We start from the raw sequence: 20064 nt of genomic DNA on the forward strand, positions 1-20064 counted from the left end.
GCCGGCGAGTCACTTTCACAACTAAGGAGACAAACCCCATGGTTTTTGGGCTCGGCAGGAAATCCAAGAAGGACCATTCAGCCGACCCGGCTGAATCCCAGGCCTCGGGGGAATCAAGGGATTCCGCTGACGTGGCTTCGGCGGTCGCCGGGCGTCGGGACGAAGGCCCCTTTGATGTTTCCGAGGTCTCCAGCCGCGACGGCTACGTTGACCTCGGTGCACTGTTGATCGCCCCGAGCGAAGGGCTCCAGCTCCGGCTCGAAGTTGAGGAAGCCACGCAGCGCGTGGTCGCGGTGACCATGGACCTGGACGGCTCCAGCCTTCAGCTGCAGGCGTTCGCAGCGCCCAAGACCGAGGGACTGTGGGACGAAATCCGCGAACAGATCGGCCAGTCCGTGGGAAGCCAGGGCGGTCAGGTTGAAGAAGTCGAGGGTGGCTTCGGAACTGAACTGATCGCCAAACTGCCCGCCGGTACGCCGGACGGCAGCCAAGGTTACCGGGTGGCGCGTTTCATCGGCATCGACGGTCCTCGGTGGTTCTTGCGTGGCGTCCTGGGCGGCCCGGCAGCGATGGAGCGCGAGGCTGCCGCACCGCTTGAGTCACTGTTCCGCCAGATTGTGGTCATCCGGGGCGACAGCCCCATGCCGCCCCGGGACCTGCTGCAGCTGCGCCTGCCCAAGGACGCCAGCGCCAGCCCGGCGCCTGGTGCCCCGGAATTCAATGCCCCCGAAATTAAAGGCCCCGAACGTGGTCCGGAAACCACACAGATTGGCTGATTCCCGCCAGGACCGCCTGGAATCGTCCCCGCACGCTGGAATGCCGGTCAGCCGACTGCCCGAACGAGGGAGGGTGGTGTGCCAAGGGCACATCGAATCGGTCACCTATATGCCCGCAAACCAGAACGCGGCCTTCACTGCCATCGTCTCGGACCCAGACATTCGCGAGTCCGGTGCCAAGCGGGTCCAGGGGAAGGGCGGCCGCCTTCGCGTGGTCTGGCTGGGACGGCGCAGGGTGCCGGGCATCGCCGCCGGAACCGAACTACGCCTCGAGGGCATGCTGTCCCAAAGCCACGGACTGCCCACCATGTTCAATCCACGCTATGAAATCCTTTCCCGCCAGGAGAACGAATGACCTCGCCCCAGCAGCCTGAGCCGTCCGAGCAGCCCGAGCCGTCCGCAGTGCAGGGTTTTGCGGAGGGCTACGCAGCCAAGGCCGGCCTGCACCGCACGCATGACGGCCGGATCGATGTCCTGAAGAGCGCCGGTGGAATCCAGGGCCTCGCCGAGAGCATTGTGCCGGGCATGGTCTTCCTGATCGCCTTTACTATCAGCCGGGACCTGACGCAGTCGCTGGTGGCGGCGCTGGCCTCCGCCGCGGTCTTTACGGTGGTCCGCCTCGTCCAGCGGCGTCCGCTGACCCAGGCCCTCGCCGGCGTTGTGGGGGTGGGCATCTCGGCCTGGCTCGCCAACACCACGGGCAAGGCCGAGGATTTCTACCTCCCGGGCTTCTTCACCAACACCGCGTACATCCTCGCCATGGTGATTTCCATCGCGATCAAGTGGCCGGTGGCCGGCCTGCTGTTCGGGATCCTCCGCACCGAGGGCCTGGACTGGCGAAAAGACCCCGCGCGGCTCAAGGCGTACCGCCTGGGCACGTGGATCATCGTGGCGGTCCTGGTACTTCGGCTGGTCGTCCAGGTTCCCCTGTACCTGATGGGCTCGGACGGACTGGCCGCCTTGGCCACGACCCGCCTGATCATGGGTGCGCCGCTCTATATCCTGGGCGTCTGGATCGCATGGCTGGTCACCCGGCCGGTACCGGCCGCCGCCGATGCGCGGACGTCGGATCAGCCGTCGAAGCCGTCGTCCTCCGGCGCCTGAGTTTCGGCAGGCTGCACGCCTTCGTGCTCGTGGGAGCCCTCCGGCTCGTCTGCTGATTCGGGGGACAGCAGCGCACGCAACTGGTCCTCGGCCGCGATGGTGGTGACGAAGAACAGTTCGTCCCCGCCATCAATGACGTCGTCACGGCTGGGAGTGATGGGCGCGTGGTCCCGGAGGATCGCCACCAGAGTGGCGTCCTCGGGCCACTGGATGCCGCCCACCGTCAGGCCAATGACGTGGGAATCGTGCGGCACCGTGAACTCCACCAGCGAAGCGACGCCGGTCTGCAGCGTCAGCAGCCGGACCAGGTCACCGATCTCCACCGCTTCCTCCACCAGCGCGGTCATCAGCTGCGGGGTGTTGACGGCGACGTCCACGCCCCAGGAGTCGTTGAACATCCAGTCGTTCTTGGGGTTGTTGACCCGCCCCACTGTGCGGCCCACCCCGAATTCGGTTTTGGCCAGGAGCGAGACCACCAGGTTCACCTTGTCATCGCCCGTCGCTGAAACAACGACGTCGGCATCCTCCACTTTCGCTCCCTGCAGGGTGCTGAGCTCGCAGGCGTCGCCCACCAGCCAGTGCGCACCGCGCAGCCCGCTGCGCCCGATGACCTCAGGTTTGAGGTCGATCAGCAGGATTTCGTGCTTGTGGGCCAGCAGTTCCCGGGCGATCGAAGACCCGACGCTGCCGGCACCGACGATAACAACTTTCACTACAACTCCTTGGCAGGTGCTTTGGCCAGGATCTGGGCGACCTGGGAACTGCGGTCCACCGGCAGCATGGCATGGACGGTGTCGCCGTCCTGGTAGGAAGTCCCGGTTTCGGGAAGCATGCCCTCGCCAAACCGGGTGAGATATGCCACCCGGATGTTGGCAGCCTTTTCGACCGCGCTGATCCGGTGGCCGATCCAGCCGGCGTCCAGGTCCACTTCAGCGAGGACCAGACGGCCGGAAGGCTCGCGGAAATCGCCGGCGAGATGCTGTTCGGGCAGGATGCGGCGCAAGACCTGGTCTGCGCTCCACCGGACGGCGGCAACGGTTGGGATGCCGAGCCGTTGGTAGATTTCGGCCCGGCCGGGGTCGTAGATCCTGGCCACCACGTGGGGGACGTGGAAGGTCTCGCGCGCCACGCGGGTGGCGAGGATGTTGGAGTTGTCACCGCTTGAAACGGCCGCGAAGGCGTACGCCTCGGCCACGCCAGCCTGCTGGAGCGTGTCCCGGTCGAAGCCCACACCGGTGACTTTCCGGCCGGTGAAGCCCTGCCGAAGCCGGCGGAACGCGCGGTCGTCCTGGTCGATGATGGCGACGGAATGACCGGCGTCCTCCAGCGTATGCGCCAGAGTGGCCCCTACCCGGCCACATCCCATGATCACGAAATGCGCCAACGTATCTCCTCAACTTCCGTAGCCTGTTGCTGCTGCTAGAACTCTACCGGCAGCGCGCGTACTGCATCCGCACGGACGCCGTCATGACATGGGCGGCGAATCAGACTAGCTTTGTGGAGTGCTGACAATATTGAATGCCGTGAAACGGGTGCTGGTGGGCAGGCCCTTCAGGAATGACAGGCTCGCCCATACCTTGCTCCCCAAACGGATAGCACTCCCGGTTTTCGCTTCGGACGCACTGTCATCGGTGGCCTACGCGCCCGATGAAATCCTGCTCACCCTGGCCCTGGCCGGCGTGAGCGCTGTGGCTTTTTCGCCGTGGGTGGGCCTGGCCGTCATGGTTGTCCTCCTCACGGTGGTCGCTTCATACCGGCAGAACGTCCACGCGTACCCTTCCGGCGGCGGAGACTACGAGATCGCCAACGAAAACCTGGGCAAGTTTTCCGGGCTGACCGTGGCCTCAGCCCTCCTGGTGGACTACGTCCTGACGGTGGCCGTCTCGATGTCCTCGGCGGCCACCTACCTCACCACGGCCGTGCCTTCCCTGCATGGGCAACAGGCCCTGTTCGCCACGATCGGCGTCGTAATCCTGGCCCTTGTCAACCTCCGCGGCATTAAGGAAGCCGGCAGCGTTTTCGCTGTCCCCACGTACATTTTTATGGCGGCGATCCTCGGCATGACAGGGGTAGGCGTCTTCCAGGCCGCGACAGGCCAGCTGGGCGAAGCACCGTCGGCGGCCTTCGAGATTGTGCCGGCTCCCGGTTTCGACGAAGGGCTGGTGGGCCTGGCCGGCGCCTTCCTCCTGCTCCGGGCGTTCTCCTCCGGCGCCGCCGCGCTGACCGGCATTGAGGCCATCAGCAACGGTGTGCCGAACTTCCAGAAACCGAAGAGCAAAAACGCGGCCACCACGCTGTTGCTGCTCGGCGTCATCGCCTCGTCCATGCTGGCCGGCATCATCTTCCTGGCCAACGCCACGAAGGTGCACATCGTGCTGGATCCGGCAACGGAATTCCTGATGAACGGCCTGCCGTTGCCGGAGGATTACATCCAGAGTCCTGCCATCAGCCAGATCGCCCAGACCATCTTCGGCCCGGGTTCAATCCTGTTCTTCATCGTGGTCGCCGCCACGGGTGTGATCCTGGTGTTCGCCTCGAACACCGCGTTCAACGGGTTCCCGGTACTTGGCTCCATCCTGGCCCAGGACGGCTACCTGCCGCGCCAGTTGCGGACCAGGGGAGACCGCCTGGCGTTCAGCAACGGTGTCCTTGCCCTGGCCGCCGGAGCGCTGGTGCTGATCATCGCGTTCAACGGCGACGTCACCAAGCTGATCCAGCTCTACATCGTGGGCGTCTTTATCTCCTTTACCCTCAGCCAACTGGGCATGATCCGGCATTGGGGGAGGCACCTCAAGCTCGCCAAGGACAAAGCCACCCGACGCCGGATGGTGAAGTCCCGCACCATCAACAGCATCGGGTTCGGCATGACGTCACTGGTGCTGGTGATCGTGCTGATCACCAAGTTCCAGCAAGGCGCGTGGATCGCGCTGCTGGCCATGTTCATCCTGTTCCTGATCATGTGGAGCATCCGGGCACACTATGACAACGTGGCCAAGGAACTGGCCGTGGACGAGGACTCCTCGCCGCGTGCCCTGCCATCCAGGGTCCACGCGGTACTGCTGGTGTCCCACGTGCGCAAGCCGGTGTTGCGTGCCCTGGCCTACGCCCGGGCGTCGAGGCCGTCGCGGCTGGACGCCATCACGGTGGACATCAACGCAGAAGAAACCGCGCACACGGTTGCCGATTGGGAAAAGCTGGAGATCCCCGTGCCGCTGACCGTCCTCGCCAGCCCGTACCGGGAAACCATCACGCCCATTATGGAATACGTCAAGAACATGCGCCGTGATTCCCCCCGCGACCTGATCGTGGTCTACATCCCCGAATACGTGGTCGGCAAATGGTGGGAACAGTTGGTTCACAACCAGACGGCGCTGCGCATCAAAACCCGGCTGCACTTTGAACCTGGCGTGATGGTGGCCAGTGTCCCGTGGCAGTTGAAATCGTCCGAAGAAGCCAAAAACATGCAGGATATCCGATGAACCCCCAGACCCAGACCCACTCCTCAGCTGCCCCGGCAGCCCCCACCGAACTGGTTCTCGACGTCGGCCCGGTGGCCCACGGCGGCCACTGTGTGGCCCGGCACGAGGGCAGGGTGATCTTTGTCCGGCACGGCATCCCCGGCGAAAAGGTACGCGTCCGCCTCACCGACGCGGGGGAGTCGGCCAAGTTCTGGCGCGCCGACGTTGTTGAGGTGCTGGAGGCCTCCCCGGACCGGGTGGAGCATTTCTGGCGCCCGGCGGACTCCCTCCGCGCCTGGGGCCACGGGCATCCGCCGGTGGGCGGGGCCGAATTCGGCCACATCTCGCTGGCCCGCCAGCGCGCGCTCAAGTCGGCGGTACTGGCCGAGCAGCTTCAGCGGCTCGCCGCGGTCGAACACCTGCCCGACGGGCTGGACCTCGGAAACGTAGTTGAGGCCGTGGCCGCGGGCGGGGCGGATTCAGGCGAGGAGACGGTGCCAACGTCCGACGCCGGTACTGGCCTGGGCTGGCGGACGCGCGCCAGCTTCTCGGTGACCCCGGGCGGCAAACTTGGCATGCACGCGCACCGATCCGAGCACATCATTGCTGTCCGGGAGATGCCGCTCGCATCGGAGGGCATCAACCGGCTGCGTTTGTGGGACCTCGACCTGACAGGCATCGAACGCGTGGAGGTGGCGGCGCCGTCGAACGGTTCACGCCCCTTGGTGCTGCTGGCTCCGGCTCCCGGCACCAAGCCCAAACGGCTCAGCGCCATCGCGGTACAGCTTCCGGACGACGTTTCGGTGGCCACTTTCGACCCCCTGACCGGGGACGTTGCGCAGCTTCGGGGCCGGACCTGGGTCCAGGAGACCGCGGCCGGCCACAACTACAGGGTCACCGGCGCAGGTTTCTGGCAGATCCACCGCGACGCGCCCGGGACGCTTGTGGGGGCCATCACAGAATTCCTCCACGCCGGCGGATTCCTTGAACCGGGTGCCGTAGTGGCAGACCTCTACGCCGGCGCCGGGCTGTTCACCGCTCCGCTGGCTGACGCGGTGGGGGAGACCGGGTCCGTTCTCTCGGTCGAAAGTGCACAGGGAACCAGCCGGGACGCCCGGAAGAACCTTCACGGTGCGCCGCAGGTGGAGATCGAGGTCGGACGCGTGGAACGTGTCCTCCGCCAAAAGCCGCGGAATTTCGACGCCATCGTGCTGGATCCGCCCCGGGCCGGCGCCGGGAAGCCCGTGGTCAGCCAACTGATCGCTGCTGGTCCGCGCGCCATCGCCTACGTATCCTGTGATCCGGCATCGTTTGCCCGGGACGTGGGGTACTTCCAGCAGGCAGGCTGGTCCCTGGCGGGCTTGCGGGCGTTCGATCTCTATCCGCACACCCACCACCTGGAGACGGTGGCGTTGCTGACGCCGGGTCCGTGATGCTACTAGGATGGCGGTAGTAATCCCACGTCGCGCCCCGTATTCACGGCTGACCTCCTGCAATTTTTGTGGCCAGCACTAATTAGGCCTGCCTAACTAGAAAGCGGTCTACCGCGCGACAAAGATGAAACTGTTGCGAGAGGAGTCCTGCGATGAGCACTGTGGACAGCTTCGGTTCAAAAGGCAAACTTAATGTAGCCGGAACCGAATACGAAATTTTCCGGTTGAACTCCGTTGAAGGTGCAGAAAACCTTCCGTTCAGCCTCAAGGTATTGCTTGAAAACCTGTTGAGGACCGAGGACGGCGCGAACATCACGGCCGATCACGTGCGAGCCTTGGCTGGCTGGGATCCTAATGCCCAGCCCGATACAGAAATCCAGTTCACGCCTGCCCGCGTGATCATGCAGGACTTCACCGGCGTCCCCTGTGTGGTGGACCTGGCGACAATGCGTGAAGCGGTCAAGGAACTCGGCGGCGACCCCAAGCGGGTCAACCCCCTCGCTCCGGCGGAAATGGTCATTGACCACTCCGTGCAGATCGACGCCTTCGGTAACTCCGGGGCGCTGGAGCGCAACATGGAGATCGAATACCAGCGCAACGGTGAGCGTTACCAGTTCCTGCGTTGGGGCCAGACCGCATTCGATGACTTCAAGGTTGTTCCCCCGGGAACCGGCATTGTGCACCAGGTCAACATCGAGTACCTGGCGCGCACTGTCATGACCCGCGAAATCGACGGCGTTCTCCGGGCCTACCCGGACACCTGCGTCGGCACCGACTCGCACACCACCATGGTCAACGGCCTGGGTGTCCTGGGCTGGGGCGTTGGCGGCATCGAAGCCGAAGCGGCCATGCTGGGACAGCCTGTCTCGATGCTCATCCCGCGTGTTGTGGGCTTCAAACTGACCGGGTCCATTCCGGCCGGCGCCACCGCCACGGACGTGGTGCTGACCATCACCGAGCAGCTGCGCAAGCACGGTGTTGTGGGCAAGTTCGTCGAATTCTACGGTGAAGGTGTCGCGGCCGTGCCGCTGGCCAACCGCGCCACCATCGGCAATATGAGCCCTGAATTTGGCTCCACCGCGGCAATGTTCCCCATCGATGACGTCACTTTGGACTACCTGCGCCTCACCGGCCGCTCGGACGAAAATGTGGCGCTCGTGGAGTCCTACGCCAAGGAGCAGGGCCTCTGGCACGACGCTTCCCGCGAGATCAAGTTCTCCGAGTACCTCGAGCTGGACCTGTCTACGGTTGTTCCCTCCATCTCCGGCCCCAAGCGTCCCCAGGACCGCATTGAGCTGACGGATGCCAAGGAACAGTTCCGCAAAGATATCCATAACTACGTCGCCATCGAAGACGGCAGCGTGGACGAGTCCCTGGACGAGTCCTTCCCCGCATCGGACGCCCCGTCATTCACGCACGCCGACTCGCACACCACCGAGACAAGCCGTGTTGTGTCCGCAGCGAACGGCGCCCACGGGCGTCCGTCCAACCCGGTGCACATCAAAACCGAAGACGGCCGCGAGTTCGAGCTGGACCACGGCGCGGTATCCATCGCCTCGATCACGTCCTGCACCAACACGTCCAACCCTTCGGTGATGCTGGCGGCAGCCCTGCTGGCCCGCAACGCCGTCGACAAGGGCCTGACCTCGAAGCCGTGGGTCAAGACCTCCGTGGCCCCCGGGTCCAAGGTTGTCACCGACTACTACAACAAGTCTGGCCTGACCCCGTACCTTGAGAAGCTTGGCTTCTACATCGTGGGTTACGGCTGCGCCACCTGCATCGGTAACTCCGGACCGCTGGACGCCGAGATCTCCGAGGCCATCCAGGCCAACGACCTCTCCGTTACCGCGGTGCTTTCCGGTAACCGCAACTTCGAAGGCCGGATCAATCCGGACGTGAAGATGAACTACCTGGCCTCCCCGCCGCTGGTCATCGCGTACGCCCTGGCCGGTTCCATGGACTTCGACTTCGACACCGATTCCCTGGGCAAGGACGAAGCAGGCAACGACGTCTTCCTCAAGGACATCTGGCCCAACCCGGTAGAGGTCCAGCAGGTCATCGATTCCTCGATCGACAAGGACATGTTCGCCCGCGGCTACGAAGGCGTCTTTGACGGCGACGAGCGCTGGAAGGCGCTCGACACCCCGGCCGGCGATACCTTCGCCTGGGATCCGAACTCCACCTACGTCCGGAAGCCCCCGTACTTCGATGGCATCAAGGCGCAGCCGGAACCCGTCCAGGACATCTCCGGCGCACGCGTGCTGCTGAAGCTGGGCGATTCGGTCACCACCGACCACATCTCCCCGGCCGGTTCCTTCAAGTCGGACACCCCCGCCGGCCAGTACCTGCTGGCCAACGGTGTTGAGCGCAAGGACTTCAACTCCTACGGCTCACGCCGTGGCAACCACGAAGTCATGATCCGCGGCACCTTCGCGAACATCCGCATCAAGAACCAGATCCTGGACGGCGTCGAAGGTGGCTTCACCCGCGACTTCACCCAGGCTGACGGCCCGAAGGCATATGTCTACGACGCCGCGCAGAACTACCAGGCAGCCGGCACCCCGCTGGTGGTACTGGCGGGCAAGGAATACGGTTCCGGATCCTCGCGTGACTGGGCAGCGAAGGGCACCGCCCTGCTGGGCGTCAAGGCCGTCGTCGCCGAGAGCTACGAGCGTATCCACCGCTCCAACCTGATCGGCATGGGCGTCCTGCCCTTGCAGTTCCCGGCTGGAGAATCCGCAGCCACCCTGGGCTTGACCGGCACGGAAACCTTCGCGGTTGAGGGCGTCATTGCCCTGAACGAAGGAACCACGCCCAAGACCCTCAAGGTCACCGCCACAGCAGAAGACGGCTCCGCCAAGTCATTCGATGCAGTGCTCCGCATCGACACTCCGGGCGAAGCCGACTACTACCGAAACGGCGGCATCCTGCAGTACGTCCTGCGCCAGATCTCCGCCAACTAGCCGGAACCTGAACCCACGCAGCACCCCTTCGAAGCCCCGGCCGGTCACCGACCAGCCGGGGCTTCGGCTTTGCATTTCCGCGAGGCGTTAGAGTTAACAGGCACGTCTACCACCCGAAGGAGGGGTCATTGGGAATCTTGGACACCATCCGGAATCCGCAGGACCTGAACCAGCTGTCTGACAAGCAGCTCGAAGAGCTGGCCGCTGAGGTCAGGACTTTCCTGATCACCAACGTCTCCCAGACAGGTGGACACCTCGGGCCCAACCTCGGCGTCGTGGAACTGACCCTTGCTGTGCACCGCATCTTCGATTCGCCCCGGGACAGCATCGTGTTCGACACGGGCCACCAGTCCTATGTGCACAAGCTCCTCACCGGCCGCCAGGACTTCAGTACCCTGCGCCAGCAGGGCGGCATGTCCGGCTACCCGTCCCGCGCCGAGTCCGAGCATGACATTGTGGAAAGCTCCCATGCGTCGTCTTCCCTCTCCTGGGCGGACGGCATCTCCCGGGCACGGCAGCTGACCGGGGAAGGCGACCGATACACCGTCGCGGTTGTGGGTGACGGCGCCCTGACCGGCGGCATGGCGTGGGAAGCCATCAACAACATTGCGGCAGACAAGCGCCGCCGCGTGGTGATCGTCGTCAACGACAACGGCCGCTCCTATGCCCCCACGGTGGGCGGCTTCGCGGACTACCTCGCCTCACTGCGCCCAACCATCGACTCGTTCCGCGCAGCCCCTGCCTATGAGGGCACTCTGGACTGGTGGAAGAAGAAGCTCCAGAACAGCGGCCCCGTAGGCCAGTTCACTTACAAGAGCCTGCACGCCATGAAAAAGGGCATCAAGGACTGGTGGGCGCCGCAGGGCATGTTCGAAGACCTCGGCATGAAGTACATCGGCCCGGTCGACGGCCACAACCTGCAGGCCATGGAGCACGCACTATCCACGGCCAGGAACTACGCCGGCCCGGTGATTGTCCACGCCATGACCGAAAAAGGGCACGGCTACGCCCCGGCCCGGGCCCATGAAGCGGACCAGTTCCACGCCGTCGGTATTATCGATCCGGAAACTGGCGAACCGACGGGACATTCCGGGGCACAGTCCTGGACATCTGTTTTTGCCGACGAGATCGCGAAGATCGCAGATGAACGCCCCGACATTGTGGGCATCACCGGGGCCATGCTCATTCCCGTGGGCCTGCACAAGTTTGCGGCCAAGCACCCGGACCGGGTGATCGACGTCGGCATCGCCGAGCAGCATGCGCTGACGTCCGCCGCCGGCATGGCTTTCGGCGGGCTCCACCCCGTGGTGGCCATATATGCCACCTTCCTGAACCGCGCCTTTGACCAACTCCTGATGGACGTGGCACTGCACAAAGCCGGCGTCACCATCGTCCTGGACCGCGCCGGCGTCACCGGCCCGGACGGGGCCAGCCATCACGGCATGTGGGACATGGCCATGGTCCAAATCGTGCCCGGACTCCACCTGGCCGCGCCCCGCGACGCCTCCCGGCTGCGGGAAGAACTCCGCGAAGCCGTGGCTATCAGTGACGCCCCCACCGTGGTCCGCTTCTCCAAGGGCACCGTGGGCGCAGAAGTGGAAGCCATCGAACGGCTGGGCGACGGCGTTGACGTGCTGGCACGCCGCCCCGCCGGGTCCACCGAAAACGATGTCCTGATCGTCAGCGTCGGAGCCATGTCCGAACTCGCCCTCGACGTTTCCAACCGCCTGGGCGCCCAAGGCATCAGCACCACCGTAGTGGACCCGCGCTGGGTGCTGCCCGTGCGGCGTTCCATCATTGCGCTGGCCTCCCACCACCGGCTGGTCATCTGCATCGAGGACGGTGTCAGGGCAGGCGGCGTGGGATCGCGGATCCGCCAGGAAATGCGGGCAGCCGGCGTTGACACCGCGCTGAACGAGGTTGGGCTCCCTGCGGAGTTCCTGGACCACGGCACGCGGAGCCAGGTGCTGGAGCGCGTCGGGCTGACGGCCCAGCAGATCACGCACGACGTCGTCGCCCAGGTTTTGGGCACAAAGGTCCCCTTCGCTCGCCCACTGCCGGGCCAGGAGCACCCCACCACCGGCAGCCTGCCCATCCTGTGAGGGAAGAAGACGCACTGAAGTATCCGGCCGGCGTCGGGGATTCACATCCGGCGAGGCACACCAGCACCACCCGCGTCCCCGCGGGGCTGCAGCCGGGCCAGCTGGTGGTGGCCCGGAACCGGAAATGGAACGGTAAAGCCCACTGGGTGGTCCCGGGGCGCTACCTCGGCGAAGACCGGCACGGCTGGTGGATCTTCCAGGGAACCAACGAATTCTGTTCGCGCCCGGGTGCTGCCTTCTACACCGCGTCCGACGCCGTGCTCCTGGTACCGCGGTCCGGAGACTGGGTTGCCACGTTCTATGACGACGACCATCCCAGCGGAGTCAGGGTCTACGTTGACCTCGCCGTCGCCCACGAGTGGACGGACATCCGGCCCGCGGTCACCGAGTTCCACGTGATCGACATGGACCTGGACGTGATCCGCATGGCCGGCCGTGGCGTCTTCATCGATGACCAGGACGAGTTCGCCGAGCACCGTATTGCCATGAATTACCCGGACCGGCTAGTGGATGCCATCCAGGCCGCCGCGGATGAGCTTTATCAGGCCGTCAAGGCAGAGCACGCACCATTCGACGGAACAGACGTCGAATGGTTCACGAAAGGACGGTCATGAGCGGAATCATCAGGGTCTACAAACGGGACGATGAAGGAACATTGCACTTCCGTGAAGGCTGGTTCGACGAGGACTACAGCCAGTTTGTGATGAACTACGGCGTGGTTGGGCACCAGAGCAAAACCGAAGAGACCGATGTGGCTGACGCCGCTGCGGTGGAGGGCCTCATGGATGCCTTTGCCGTGCAGTGCGCGGAGGACGGCTTCGCCGAAATCCCCGACGAGGACCAGTTCTGGGTGGTGGCTCAGTTCGCCCTGAAAACCAAGGAGGGTACCGACCGTGACCGCTACCTTGAGGAAAAGGCGAAAGACGCCCTCATCAGCCACCTGGCCTGGCGCGGCCTGGGAACCGTGGAACGCTCAGAGTTTAGCGATTACAAGCTGAACATCTTCTGCCTCTGCCCCGACGTGAACAAGGCCGTCAGCGCTATCAAGGTCTGCAGCCGCGGCGAAGACCTCGATTTTACCAAGCTGAGCATCGGGGCAGCCACCTACGGCGAACCGGTCAACTTCAAACTCAAGCACTCCGCGAAGCCTGCCAACACCTTCAGCCTCTAGAGGAGAAAAACATGCCTGACTACCGACGCCTGGGAAACTCCGGGCTGACGGTCTCCGTGGTGGGACTGGGCTGCAACAACCTGGGCCGCGCCAACACGGTGACCGAATCGCAGGCCGGGACTGACGCCGTCGTCCACGCCGCACTGGATGCCGGCGTGACGCTTTTCGACGTCGCCGACAACTACGGGCGCGAGCCCGGACTCAGCGAGACGATGCTGGGCAAGGCCCTGGCCGGCAGGCGTGATGACGTGCTGGTAGCCACCAAGTTCGGCATGGACGTAAGGGGCGCCAACGGCAACGACTTTGGCGCCCGGGGGTCCCGGCGCTACATTGTCCGTGCCGTGGAGGCCTCGCTGCGGCGGCTGGGCACAGACTGGATCGACCTTTACCAGTTCCACACCCCCGACCCCCTGACTCCGATTGATGAGACGCTGAGTGCCCTCGATGACCTGGTCACCGGTGGCAAGGTCCGCTACATCGGACACTCCAACCGCGCCGGCTGGCAGATTGCAGAGGCAGAATTTGTGGCGCGTGCCGCCGGCGGCACGCGGTTCATCTCCACCCAGAACCACTACAATCTCCTGGACCGACGCGCCGAGCAGGAGGTCACGCCCGCGGCAGAAGCCTACGGCCTGGGCGTCCTGCCGTACTTCCCGCTGGCCAACGGACTGTTGACGGGCAAATACTCGCCGGGCACGGCTCCCGCCGGCTCGAGGTTGAGCCATACACGCACCAACATGGTGCACGATGCCGACTGGGACCAGCTCCAGCGCTTCAGTTCCTTCGCCGCAGAACGCGACCTGACCGAGATCCAGGTGGCCTTCTCCTGGCTCGCGGCCCAGCCTGCCGTCAGCAGCGTGATCGCCGGAGCCACCACGTCGGAGCAGATCCGCGAAAATGCGGCCGCTGTCGCCTGGGTGCCGTCACGGGCGGAGCTCGCGGAACTGGATGCGATCTTCCCGAAGGTCCCCCAAGTAGCTCTCTTTTAGGAAACCCCGCCGATGACCAGGCTGCTGCTGGACGTGGATACCGGGATCGACGACGCCCTGGCGCTGGCCTATCTGGCGTCCTTGCCGGACGTGGAATTCCTGGCTGTGACGGCGTCCCCGGGAAACGTGGATGCCCACCAGGTGGCAAGCAACACCATCGCGCTGCTGGAGCTGTGCGGCAGGCCCAACGTGGAGGTCGCCGTCGGCGCCCTGACCCCACTGGGCATCCCGCTGGTGACAACGCCGGAAACCCACGGCCCCCAGGGGTTGGGATACGCAGTCCTGCCCCCGCCGGCGGGCACGGTGTCTCCACGGCACGCCGCCGACGTCTGGGTGGAGGCCGCTCGTGCCCATCCTGGGGAGCTGACAGCCCTGATCACCGCGCCGCTGACCAATTTCGCCCTCGCCATCCGGCGCGAACCCCGGCTGCCCGAACTGCTGGGACGCGTGGTGATCATGGGAGGAAGCTTCTACCACCAGGGGAACACCACACCCACGGCAGAGTGGAACACGCACGTTGATCCGCATGCGGCCAAGGAAGTCTATGCCGCCTACCGGGGCTTGCCGGCCGACCGGCTGCCCATCGTCTGCTCCCTGGACACCACGGAGCGGATGGAGATGCGCCCGGAGCATGTGCGGCGGCTGGCCGCGGCGGCAGGCTGTGCTGTGGAGGAACTTGTGCTGCCGGAACAGGCCGAAGGGCTCAGAAGCACGTCCGGGAACTCGCTGGTGCGGCACCTGTCCGATGCGCTGCGCTTCTACTTCGAATTCCACCGTCACTATGACCAGGGCTACCTGGCGCACGTCCACGACTATTTCGCCGCCGGCGTGGCAGCCGGCACCTTGGAATACAGCACCCGGCCTGCCACGGTGGACGTGGAGGTTGAGTCGGCCATGCTGATGGGGACCACGGTGGCGGACTACCGGAACCTGTGGAACCGGCCGCACAATGCCCGGGTCGTCTCCGACAACAACCCAGCGCAGGCTTTCGACGAACTGGTGGGTTCCCTGGGGCGCCTTGCCCGCAGGGTCGGCTGAAGACCAGCCCTACAATGGCGCGTCTTCGGGCACCTCAACGTCCAAGGCAAGCAGGGCGTTCTCCACCACTTCCGTCAGGGCCGGGTGGATCCAGTACGGGCCCCGTGCGAGCTGGTGGACAGATACGTCAGTGGCCATCGCCTGGACCAGCGGCTGGATCAGGAGCGAGGCCTCGTGGCCCATGATGTGCGCGCCGAGCAGCCGGCCGGTGGAACGTTCCGCCACCAGCTTGACCACACCTTCTTCGTCCTCCATGGCCCAGCCGTACGCGGTGGAGCCGTAATCCTGGACTGCGGTGACAATGTCCGACCCTGCTGCGGCCTGCTCCCGGGCATCATCCTCAGTCAGGCCTACGGAGGCCACCTGCGGATTGCTGAACACGGCAAAGGGCACCGCGGTGTAGTCGATGGTCCGGAGCCGGTCCGGGTGTTCCAGGTTGTGCGCCACTACCCGGGCCTCCCGGTTGGCGACGTGCTTGAGCTGGTAGCTGTTGGCGATGTCGCCCAAAGCGTAAACACCGTCAACGGGCGTGCCGCCGGCGAGGACCCTAAGGCTCGCGTCCACGGACAGTGTATGGTCCTCGTCCACGTCAAAGCCGGCGGCGTCCACACCCAGCCGGTCCGTATTCGGCACCCGCCCGGTGGCGGGCAGGACGATGTCCGCTGCGACCCGCAGCCATTTGCCGTCGTTGTCCGCAAAAAATACGGTGACGCTGCCGTCGCCGTTGTCCTCCACCGCCTGGAGCGAGTAGCCAAGCTTGAGCTTCCAGCGGCCGGCCGCGGCCGCGGCGAAGCGCCCGGCGATTTCGGCGTCGTTCCCGCGCAGCAGCCGCTGCGAACGGTTCACCTGGGTCACTTTGGCCCCGAAACCGTGGAACACGGCAGCGAACTCGGCGGCGATGTACCCGCCGCCAACCACCACCACCCGTTCGGGCGGACCATCGATGCGCATCACGGTGTCCGAGGTGTGCACCTGTGGAAGGCCAATGCCGGGCACATCGGGGAGCACAGCCCGGGAGCCCGCGGCAACCACTACCCGGTCCGCGGTGAGCTCCACGCCGGAATCAGTGCTGAGCGTCCGGGGACCGGTGAACCGGACGTGCTCCTGGTACAGGTCCACATGGGCCAGTTCATCGGCCCGGTACCGCCGGCCGGACTCGGAAATCGCGTCGATCCGGCCAAAGATCCTGTCCCGCACCTCATTCCAGCGGACCTTGTCCAGGCTCAGATCTACCCCCAGCCGGGCGGCTTCTTTGGGAGCAGCGGCCAAGGACGCTGGGTAGACAAACATCTTCGTGGGGATGCAGCCGACGTTCAGGCACGTGCCGCCGAACACGCCGTCGTCGATCATGGCCACCTTCCTGTCGTCCCAGAACGGGGTGATCAGAGAATTGCCGGATCCGGATCCTATGATGGCCAGGTCGTAGTGGGGCATTTGTGCCTTTCGGAAGGACAGCAGGGCGGGCAGCGGCTTGCGCGCCTACTCCCCATCGTACGGCCGGTTTACGGCGCGGGTGGCTCCGTGCAGCTGGCCTTCGCCATAGTCCAATCCGGTGGGGCGATGCCCTCTGAGCGACAAACACGAAGAAGACCTGCGGGACGGGAGGGCCGCATCAGCACGCGCATGCAGCAGCGCCAACCACCCAGCTGATGCGAACTGTCGTGCTGCGGCTGCGGGCAGCGGAGGAGTAGCTGGAACACCACCTCAAGGAAGCACGCCACAAAGGTGAACACGACACCACCCGCCGGGAAGAGGCTACGGGAGACGGACGGTAGACTGATGCCGGACCCGGGCCGGCGCAGACGCCCCCGGTTGCCGCCGAGGTGACATAGGCGGCGTTCCGCACCGCCCGGGCATCCGGGCGCCACAGCCTGCACCCCCAGAAGGAACGCCATGTCATCGCTCACGCTGCCGCCGCAAACGCCGGCCACCGCCCGCAACCGCCGACTGCTGGAAGTCCTCGGAGCGGTAGCCATCGCCGGCACGTACATCTACCTGGTCCTGAACCAGCCCGCGGACATCACCGGCGGCCCGGGCAGCGCCTCGGCCCTGATCGCCCTGTCCGGCTTCCTCGTGGGCGCCGTGCTCCTGATCATCGGCGTGCTGCCCACGCTGCCGGTCTCCACGCTGGTGCTGATTCCGGTGGCCCTGGTGCTGAACATTGTCCTGGGACAATTCGTCGGCAGCACCCTGGTCCCGTTCTACCTTGATGCCATCGGCACCGTCCTGATCGCCGTTCTCGCCGGACCCGCCGCCGGGGCCGCTACGGGTGCCCTCAGCAGCATTATCTGGTCCTTTTTCAACCCGACCGTCCTGCCCTTCGCCGCCGGTGCGGCCTTGATCGGCTGCCTGGCCGGCCTCGCCGCGCGCTATGGCCTGTTCCGGCGCTTCTATCTGGCCCCGGTGGCGGGTTTTCTGACCGGTGTCATTGGCGGTGTGGTCTCAGCTCCCGTTGCCGCTTTCGTCTTCGGCGGCACCTCCGGCCTCGCCACCGGCGCCATTGTAAGCGCCTTCCGCTCCATGGGGGACAGCCTGCTCGCCGCCATCACCAAGCAGGCCCTGATCTCGGACCCCATGGACAAGGCCATCGTCTTTACCCTCGTCGCCGTCCTGGTCTACTCCCTCCCTCGCCGCACGCGACTCCAGTTCCCCTTTGTCCGGCAGTACCGCGTACTGGCCGGCACAGCCGCCAATCACCCCGGCGACCAGCCCACCGGCCAGGACGCCTGACGCACCCCTGATGCGACTTCACCCCCTGACATCGCTGGCGGCTGCCGGCAGCACGGCAGTGATAACGACGGCGGCTGCCAGCTGGCCGATGTCCCTCACCGTGATCGCGGCGGCCGTGGGTTTATCGGTCGCGCAGGGAGCGGCGCGCCGGATGCTGCCGGCGGCGGCGGTCATTCTGGTCCCGCTGGTGCTGTCGCTGCTGGCCCTGCACGGACTGTTCTTTCCTGAGGGCACCACCGTGCTGGCGCAGTGGGGACCGGCGCGTGTCACAGCACAAGGCCTGCAGTTTGCGCTTGAGCGGGCAGCGCAGCTTTCCGCGGCCGTGCTTGTGCTGCTGCTGGGTTCCTTCACCGTCAGCGTTCCGGACTTGGTGGCTGTCCTGTCCACCCGCGGTGTCAACGCCCGGTTCGCGTTTGTGCTCGCCTCCACGTTGACGCTGCTGCCGGCCATCAGTTCACGGCTGGAGCGGATCAGGCAGGCCCAGGAAGCGCGTGGCCTGGTGATCAGGCCTGGAATTCCCGGGCGGACTGCCGCGTTCCGGTGGCAGGCGGTTCCCCTGCTGCTGTCCCTCGTGGAGGAAGCAGGCACCCGCGCTGCGGCCCTGCAGGCCCGCGGTTTCGGTAGTGCCGGTCCAATCACCAGTTACCGTCAGGTGCTGGATCCTCCGGTCCAGCGGTGGGCGCGCTTGGTTCTGCTGCTCGCGGCGCTGGCGGCCATCGCCTTCCGCCTCTGGCAGCCGACGGCGGGTGCTTAGCAATGGTGCAGACCCCACCGCCGGCCTTGGCTGCCGGCATCGAGAAATTCGTCTTCCCCGGCGAAACGGAACCCGTCCTGGCGGGCATAAGCCTGACCTTGGCCCCAGGATCGCTGACAGCGGTCCTTGGCGGTTCCGGCAGCGGCAAATCAACATTGGGACGCGTCCTCGCCGGCTGGTTGCTGCCCGGCGACTGCGGGACACTCACGGGTTTTTTTGAGCTCGCCGGCACGTCCGCCAGGTTCACCGGAGCAGCTGCCGATCCGCAGATCGATCCCGGCCGCTGGGGCCGCCAGGTGGGCTTTGTGCCGCAGGATCCGGCCGGCGCTTTGTCCACGGTCCGGGTCACGGTGGCCGAAGAGCTGGCCTTCGGCCTGGAAAACGCGGGGGTTGACCGTGCGAGTATGGTCGGCGCCGTCCGGGACACAGCAGCCCTGACCGGCCTGGCCCACCTGCTGGACCGGGATCCCGCCACGCTTTCCGGCGGTCAGCTCCGCCGCCTGGCCATCGGCTGCGCGGTCATTCAGCGCCCCGCAGTTCTCGTGATGGACGAGCCCTTCGCCTCCCTCGACACGGACGGAGCCGAAGTTATCGCTGCCCTGGTGCGGAACCTGGCACAAGACGGCACCGCCGTCGTGATCATGAGCCAGCGTGCCGAGGCCTTCCTGCACACCGCCGATACGTGGCTGGTCCTCACCGGTGGTACCGTAGCGGCGACTGGCACGCCGGCAGAAATCGTGGCCGCCGGGGCGCTGGAACTGGCGGGCGTGGTTTGCCCCCGCCCGCATGCAGGTCCCCGGCCGCTGGCAGGAGCCGAGTATCAATCCGCCGTCGACGGTCCGCCGGCTTTGGAGCTGCGTGACGTCTCGTTCTCGTACGGGGGGACGCAGCGCCGAGGCTGGTTCAGTTCACAACCGGGCCCGCCGGCTGACGCGGTCCTGCACGGACTGAGCCTGACCGTCAGTGCGGGCGAGATCCTGGCGGTGACAGGTCCCAACGGCGCCGGAAAGTCCACGCTGCTGAGGCACCTCAACGGCTTGCTCCAACCAACGGCAGGCAGCGTGCTGGTCAAGGGGCGGGACATCGGCGGGCACCCGGCGGGACAGGTGTCCCGCGACGTTGGGCTCCTCTTCCAGCAGCCCCGGGACCAGCTGTTTGAGCGGACCGTGGAACGGGAAGTACGCTTCGGACTCGGACGCGACGGGCTCGCGGCAGACCAGGCGGTGCAGCGCGCCCTTGCCGCAGTCGGCCTGGATCACCTTGCCGGGCGGCACCCGGCGGAACTGCCGGCGTCCCAGCAGCGCCTGCTGGCCCTGGCGACGGTACTGGCCCGATGTCCCTCAGTGCTTGCACTCGATGAGCCAACCGTTTCCCTGGATGGCCCCGGGCTGGACCGGCTGGACCGGGTGGTGCGCAGCACGACGGCCGATGGCACCGCCGTCGTGCTGGTCACCCACGACCTGGACTACGCCCGGTCCATCGCGCACCGGCTGGTGTGCCTCGAGGCCGGCCGCCTGCGGGGTATTTGAGGGCCAGTGACAAACGC

General features: G+C 65.8%; 17 protein-coding genes. 14 read left to right on the top strand and 3 right to left on the bottom strand.

What is annotated here, in order from left to right; translation table 11 throughout:
* Nucleotides 1–38 precede the first annotated feature (38 nt).
* The 3 genes from ACQCSV_RS08920 (at nt 39) to ACQCSV_RS08930 (ending at nt 1880) form a co-directional block, all read left to right on the top strand.
* Complete coding sequence (locus tag ACQCSV_RS08920; RefSeq protein WP_354154307.1) at nt 39–776, top strand: DUF3710 domain-containing protein; 738 nt, start codon at nt 39–41, stop codon at nt 774–776.
* A gap of 109 nt (nt 777–885) precedes the next feature.
* Nucleotides 886–1131 carry a hypothetical protein gene (locus ACQCSV_RS08925; protein ID WP_354154306.1) on the top strand — a complete coding sequence of 82 codons (246 nt, stop codon included), beginning with the start codon at nt 886–888 and terminating at the stop codon, nt 1129–1131.
* On the top strand, nt 1128–1880 hold the full coding sequence (locus ACQCSV_RS08930; protein ID WP_426939482.1) for a DUF3159 domain-containing protein: 753 nt from the start codon (nt 1128–1130) through the stop codon (nt 1878–1880). Before ACQCSV_RS08925 ends, ACQCSV_RS08930 begins: the two co-directional genes overlap by 4 nt.
* Here the strand turns inward: ACQCSV_RS08930 and ACQCSV_RS08935 are convergent.
* Nucleotides 1847–2593 carry a TrkA family potassium uptake protein gene (locus ACQCSV_RS08935; protein ID WP_354154304.1) on the bottom strand — a complete coding sequence of 249 codons (747 nt, stop codon included), beginning with the start codon at nt 2591–2593 and terminating at the stop codon, nt 1847–1849. The two genes, ACQCSV_RS08930 and ACQCSV_RS08935, sit on opposite strands and share 34 nt — an antisense overlap.
* Complete coding sequence (locus ACQCSV_RS08940) at nt 2593–3264, bottom strand: potassium channel family protein (protein ID WP_282330419.1); 672 nt, start codon at nt 3262–3264, stop codon at nt 2593–2595. The genes ACQCSV_RS08935 and ACQCSV_RS08940 overlap by 1 nt, the downstream gene beginning before the upstream one ends.
* Before the next feature lie 118 nt (nt 3265–3382).
* On the opposite strand from ACQCSV_RS08940, the gene ACQCSV_RS08945 reads away from it, so the two are divergent.
* The 8 genes from ACQCSV_RS08945 to ACQCSV_RS08980 all read left to right on the top strand — a co-directional run bounded on the left by ACQCSV_RS08945 (nt 3383) and on the right by ACQCSV_RS08980 (nt 15034).
* Entirely contained in the window at nt 3383–5359 is a 1977-nt protein-coding gene (locus ACQCSV_RS08945; protein ID WP_354154303.1) for an APC family permease, read from the top strand.
* Nucleotides 5356–6771 (top strand): class I SAM-dependent RNA methyltransferase, encoded by a 1416-nt coding sequence (locus ACQCSV_RS08950; protein ID WP_426939483.1) that lies wholly within the window; start codon nt 5356–5358, stop codon nt 6769–6771. The genes ACQCSV_RS08945 and ACQCSV_RS08950 overlap by 4 nt, the downstream gene beginning before the upstream one ends.
* A 152-nt stretch (nt 6772–6923) precedes the next feature.
* Nucleotides 6924–9734 carry an aconitate hydratase AcnA gene (gene acnA, locus ACQCSV_RS08955; RefSeq protein WP_426939484.1) on the top strand — a complete coding sequence of 937 codons (2811 nt, stop codon included), beginning with the start codon at nt 6924–6926 and terminating at the stop codon, nt 9732–9734.
* Nucleotides 9735–9862: 128 nt separating this feature from the next.
* Complete coding sequence (dxs, locus tag ACQCSV_RS08960) at nt 9863–11836, top strand: 1-deoxy-D-xylulose-5-phosphate synthase (RefSeq protein WP_426939485.1); 1974 nt, start codon at nt 9863–9865, stop codon at nt 11834–11836.
* Nucleotides 11833–12450: a DUF402 domain-containing protein gene (locus ACQCSV_RS08965; RefSeq protein WP_354154299.1), complete on the top strand. Its 618-nt coding sequence runs from the start codon at nt 11833–11835 to the stop codon at nt 12448–12450. The genes dxs and ACQCSV_RS08965 overlap by 4 nt, the downstream gene beginning before the upstream one ends.
* A complete protein-coding gene (locus tag ACQCSV_RS08970; RefSeq protein ID WP_354154298.1) occupies nt 12447–13007 on the top strand; it encodes a hypothetical protein in 561 nt (186 codons plus the stop codon). Before ACQCSV_RS08965 ends, ACQCSV_RS08970 begins: the two co-directional genes overlap by 4 nt.
* Nucleotides 13008–13018: 11 nt before the next feature.
* Entirely contained in the window at nt 13019–13996 is a 978-nt protein-coding gene (locus tag ACQCSV_RS08975) for an aldo/keto reductase (protein WP_354154297.1), read from the top strand.
* Between the two features lie 12 nt (nt 13997–14008).
* Nucleotides 14009–15034 (top strand): nucleoside hydrolase, encoded by a 1026-nt coding sequence (locus tag ACQCSV_RS08980; RefSeq protein WP_354154296.1) that lies wholly within the window; start codon nt 14009–14011, stop codon nt 15032–15034.
* 9 nt (nt 15035–15043) lie between these two features.
* Here the strand turns inward: ACQCSV_RS08980 and ACQCSV_RS08985 are convergent, their stop codons facing one another.
* The gene (locus tag ACQCSV_RS08985) at nt 15044–16468 is read right to left on the bottom strand and encodes a mycothione reductase (protein WP_354154295.1); all 1425 of its coding nucleotides are present in this window, start codon (nt 16466–16468) and stop codon (nt 15044–15046) included.
* Nucleotides 16469–16927: 459 nt separating this feature from the next.
* Between ACQCSV_RS08985 and ACQCSV_RS08990 the strand changes: the two genes are divergently transcribed.
* From ACQCSV_RS08990 to ACQCSV_RS09000, 3 genes are read left to right on the top strand one after another with little or no spacing between them, the layout of a single operon-like run.
* Complete coding sequence (locus ACQCSV_RS08990; RefSeq protein WP_354154294.1) at nt 16928–17764, top strand: ECF transporter S component; 837 nt, start codon at nt 16928–16930, stop codon at nt 17762–17764.
* Between the two features lie 10 nt (nt 17765–17774).
* Nucleotides 17775–18518 carry an energy-coupling factor transporter transmembrane component T gene (locus ACQCSV_RS08995; RefSeq protein ID WP_354154293.1) on the top strand — a complete coding sequence of 248 codons (744 nt, stop codon included), beginning with the start codon at nt 17775–17777 and terminating at the stop codon, nt 18516–18518.
* Between the two features lie 2 nt (nt 18519–18520).
* Nucleotides 18521–20047: an ATP-binding cassette domain-containing protein gene (locus ACQCSV_RS09000; RefSeq protein WP_354154292.1), complete on the top strand. Its 1527-nt coding sequence runs from the start codon at nt 18521–18523 to the stop codon at nt 20045–20047.
* Nucleotides 20048–20064 lie beyond the last annotated feature (17 nt).

The organism is Pseudarthrobacter sp. S3 (genome assembly GCF_050156905.1).
Classification (GTDB): Bacteria; Actinomycetota; Actinomycetes; order Actinomycetales; family Micrococcaceae; genus Arthrobacter.